The organism is Caecibacter sp. AF58-12pH5A, from assembly GCF_027681725.1.
Taxonomy (GTDB): Bacteria; Bacillota; Negativicutes; order Veillonellales; family Megasphaeraceae; genus Megasphaera; species Megasphaera hominis.
The window spans coordinates 1-4,384 of record NZ_JAQDBC010000068.1 but is presented as its reverse complement, the minus strand read 5'-3'; the positions used below and the strand labels follow the sequence as shown (position 1 = coordinate 4,384).

The following is a 4,384-nucleotide window of genomic DNA, read 5'->3' as shown; positions in this document are numbered from 1 at the left end:
ATGCAGCAATACGATGTTGCTTATTGAATCGATTTACACAAAACTCTTGACACACCCTATTTATCACTAAGATTAATCCAATACGAAAAACTTAAATATTGTGAACATAGTAACGTTACTTTATAGTTTTAATTGGCTACTTTTCTTAACCATATTTCTAAAGTGTGTTGCTATTCTTTTTAAATTGTAGTAAACTATATGCAGGGACGTGTAAGTAAGTACTTCACTTTTATGTATTACCAATATTTTTTTATTCTTTCCGCTTTATTTTTTCAACTTGTTCTTTTCAAAACTTAATAGAAAGAAGTGATTGGTATGTCATTTTTCCACACCAAGTCTGTGGCCCAGCTGGAGAATGATGCTGCCAGTTCTTCCTTGACGAAGAATCTGACGGCCTTCGATTTGACCTTCCTTGGCGTCGGCGGTATTATCGGTGCTGGTATCTTCGTTTTGACAGGTATTGCTGCAGCCCGCTATGCCGGCCCTGGTCTGGCACTTTCCTTCGTTATTGCCGGTGTCCTCTGTATTCTCGTCGGCTTGACGTATAGCGAATTCGCTTCCATTATTCCTGCATCGGGTAGTGTGTATTCGTACACCTTTGCTTCTCTCGGTGAAGGCATGGCTTTCTTATGTGGCTGGTCACTGCTACTGGCGTATACCGTTACCGGTGCGGCTGTAGCCGTCGGCTTTTCCGGGTATTTGGCCGGTATGACGGCATCCTTGGGGTATGTCATTCCTGATTATCTGCTCAAAACCCCTGCTGAAGGCGGCTTGGTCAATTTGCCATCAATCATCATCATTCTTCTGCTCTGCTTTGTCCTCATTCGTGGCACAAAACAAAGCGCCAAGCTCAATGCCATTCTCGTCGTGGTTACGTTATCTGCTATTATTGCCTTCGTTGCTATTGCTACACCGCACGCTGACATGGCTAACCTGAATCCGTTCTTACCGTTCGGTGCAAGTGGTGTCATCAGTGGTGCTGCTATCGTATTCTTCTCGTACATGGGCTTTGACGCCGTAGCTACGTCGGCAGAAGAATGTAAGAATCCGTCTCGCGACTTGCCGATTGGGATTATTGCTTCTATTACGATCTGCATGACCTTGTACATTTGTATGTCCCTGGCTTTGACGGCTGCCGTCAACTACACCATGCTCGATACACCGGAACCGGTTGCGTACGCGCTGCGTCTCCTCGGCTGGGAAAAGGTAGCCAACCTCATTGCAGTCGGCGCCATTGCCGGTATCATCACGACGCTCATTGTATACCTCTTCGGCCAGTCCCGTATTTTCTTTGCCGTATCCCGTGATGGCATGCTGCCGGCTAAGATTGGTAAGATCCATCCGAAATACCACACGCCGTACATCGTTACGACGCTGGGCTCCATTCTCATTGCTGTTATCTCCGGTTTCGTACCGCTCATGCACATCGTTGAATTGTCGAACACAGGCACACTGGCTGTATTCTTCGTTAACTTCATCGGCATCGTCGTCATGCGCCGGAAACACCCGGAAATTAAACGCAAATTCCGTTGCCCGCTCCTCTATGTCATCGCTCCTATTGGCGCCATCGTTTGCTTCTACCTGATTTATGAACTGTCCACGCTGACACATGCACTCTTTGCCGCCTGGATTGTTATCGGCCTGATCATTTATTATGTATATGGCCAGAAACACAGCAAGGTTATTGAAGAAGCTGAATTGGCTGCTCAGAAAAAAGCCTGATATCATTTTTATTCCATAACAAAATCCCTGTATCTGCTCCGTCGTAAAGGCGGAGAGGATACAGGGATTTTTGTCTGCGTTACTGTATAACCTCGGCAATCCACTGGCCAAAAAGACGGCTCACAGTGAGGCGCTTTTCGTCAAAGCCGTGGCTTGTTTCGACCATATCGTACTGCTGGTTTGCTGCTGTTTGGTGGCTGGCCAGCTGCTGCCAGAGGGGCTCTATCATGAGCTCTGCCGGCGCAATAGTGTCGCGTGTGGCACCGACGAAATAGAGATTTCTGTCTTTCAGGTCGTCGAAGGCCTGGGCAATACCATAGCCTTCGTCGCGACAATAGAGGGCATCGGCAAAAAGGGAGTCAGGCCCTTTGCAATGAAGTACTTCTGCCCCTTCGTGCAAGAGATTTTGCACGCTTTCTTCGCCCATACTCTCTAAGGCACTGGGCAAATCGTACGGCGACATGACGGCCGTACCGCGAATCCAAGGCAGGCGGCGCATGGCGTTTATGGCCGTGAAGCCTCCCATGCTGTGGCCAACGAAGAAGATTTGCGTTGGGTCAATGTCATACCGTTCATATACATTGGGCTCGTGAAGCCACGTAGCGACCTGTATGGCGTCTTCAATCATGCCATGGAAGGAATACTCCCCTTCACTGCCGCAACAGCCGCGGTAAAGGACGTTTATGGCAACGATGCCCGCCCGTCGCAGAGCCTGGCCGATATCGTAGGTCACGGTATAGCCGGGATAGCCCTGCAAAAGAATAGCACACGGATGAAGTTCCCCCTTTACGCCACCAGGCAATAAGATGGTACCGCTCAGGCGATCGCCATGGCTGCGGATACGGAGCGGATCAAAAGATGGATAGGAAGCCCCTGCTTCAAGAACAGGATCTTCCCCTATATACTGCAAGCGTATAGTCATAACATTTCCCCCTCGTAAAATTTTCTAGGTATGTTGCTGAAGATATGCGGACCAGGACTCTTGTGTTTGCCCGCTTTGATAGGCTTTGGCATACTCGTAGAACTGGCGCAGGCGATATTGCTTGTCAGCATTTTCCAGTTCTTTCGTTTTATTTTTACTGGTCAGGTGCAGGATATCCTGACCGCCCAGGGCTGTTTGCCTGGCACAGATTGTTTCCAAGCTGTCTTTTTGGACGTTGTGCCAAATGTCCCAGATCGTCATAAAAGCTGTAGTTCTTCCCACACCTGCTTCGCAGTGGAAATGGAGCCATGCATCCTTAGGCAAGGTCTGAGACCAAGCCAGGAATTGATCGATTTCACTAGCAGCCGGCCAGATGTGATCGGTTGAAGGGAAGCGCTTGTAACCTATGCCCATGATGGACGCCAGCTGTTCTTCTGTAGGTGCAATGGCTACGTAGGTCGTACCGGCTGCGACGGGAACCTTTTTCTTGCCCAGATCGTAGTAGGTCATATTCTTCTCTTCTGCAGCTGTCAGGCGCTTTTCTTCGTCTTTCGTAATCCAAGCCTCACTGCGGCCAACATTGCCCCAGTTATCCTTGCCGTACCAGCTCACAGCTGTACCGTTGAAAAAGCCGTGGTCTTCCTGGCGCAGATCTACAAGTCTGACCTGCCGGGGCGTTACGCCACGTTCATGCAAATCGTGCAAAATCGCCGTTACCGCCAAAGCTGACGGCTGGGCACTACCACTCATACGCAGGCTTTCATCGACGCGGTAATTTCGCGGTACTTCTGCTTTATTGACAGCATCGAGACGCCAGAAGGTCCCAGGCTCCCTGACAACGAGACCGGACAAATCGGGCGCAGCAGCAAAGGCACTGCCCAAACCAAGCTGCACCAAAACCAAGCCAAGAGCTACGGTCTTTTTCCAAGTCAATATACTCACATCCCTTCCTCGCTTGATATATATAGTATAGCATAGATAGTTTGCCATAGGAGCTTATACTGATGATGAAAGATTCGTTAACTAGATGGCCTGAAGGGGTTCATTTAAATATTTTTTATCTTCAAATGAACCCCTTTCGACCGATTTGCGTATCGCGCAGATCGGTCACTGTCCCCTTCCATTGCGTATCATGATCGGGGATACGCACTGGAACCGCAATGCCCACACAGGGGCATTGCGCCCCCTAGGGGGCAGCTCTGGACCGCCGCTGATTACGCAAAAAGAGCACCGATTTCTCGGTGCTTAAATGGGCTCCCCTGTGGGGGAGCTGGGCCGGATGCGGAGCATTTGGACCTGAAGGGGTTCATTTTATTGTAGATAATTTTTATCTTCAAATGAACCCCTTTCGATTCATCTGCTGAACGCGCAGATGAATCACTGTCCCCTTCCATCGCGTATCATAATCGGGGATACGCGATAGAACCGCAATGCCCACACAGGGGCATTGCGCCCCTAAGGGGGCAGCTCTGGATCGCCGCTGATTACGCAAAAAGAGCACCGATTTCTGGTGCTGACGGGGGCACACTTGTTGTGTGATTACCTTCTAATGAACCCCTTTCGACTTATCTGCTGAACGCGCAGATAAGTCACTGTCCCCTTCTAACGCGTATCATAATCGGGGATACGCGTTAGAACCGCAATGCCCACACAGGGGCATTGCGCCCCCTAGGGGGCAGCCCTGGACCGCCGCTGATTACGAAAAAGGAGCACCGATTTCTCGGTGCTGACGGGGGCACA

The 4,384-nt window shown here is 49.8% G+C and carries 3 protein-coding genes; 1 reads left to right on the top strand and 2 read right to left on the bottom strand.

Translation table 11 applies throughout. The annotated features are described in order from the left end of the window. Positions 1-315: 315 nt before the first annotated feature. The gene (locus PGX44_RS13705; RefSeq protein WP_498855811.1) at positions 316-1,722 is read left to right on the top strand and encodes an amino acid permease; all 1,407 of its coding nucleotides are present in this window, start codon (positions 316-318) and stop codon (positions 1,720-1,722) included. A 79-nt stretch (positions 1,723-1,801) separates the two neighbouring features. Here PGX44_RS13705 and PGX44_RS13700 read toward each other — a convergent pair whose 3' ends face one another. Both PGX44_RS13700 and PGX44_RS13695 read right to left on the bottom strand, forming a co-directional pair. After that, complete coding sequence (locus PGX44_RS13700; RefSeq protein WP_498855810.1) at positions 1,802-2,644, bottom strand: alpha/beta hydrolase family protein; 843 nt, start codon at positions 2,642-2,644, stop codon at positions 1,802-1,804. Between the two features lie 24 nt (positions 2,645-2,668). Then, the gene (locus tag PGX44_RS13695) at positions 2,669-3,586 is read right to left on the bottom strand and encodes a protein-tyrosine phosphatase family protein (RefSeq protein WP_498855809.1); all 918 of its coding nucleotides are present in this window, start codon (positions 3,584-3,586) and stop codon (positions 2,669-2,671) included. Between the last annotated feature and the right edge of the window lie 798 nt (positions 3,587-4,384).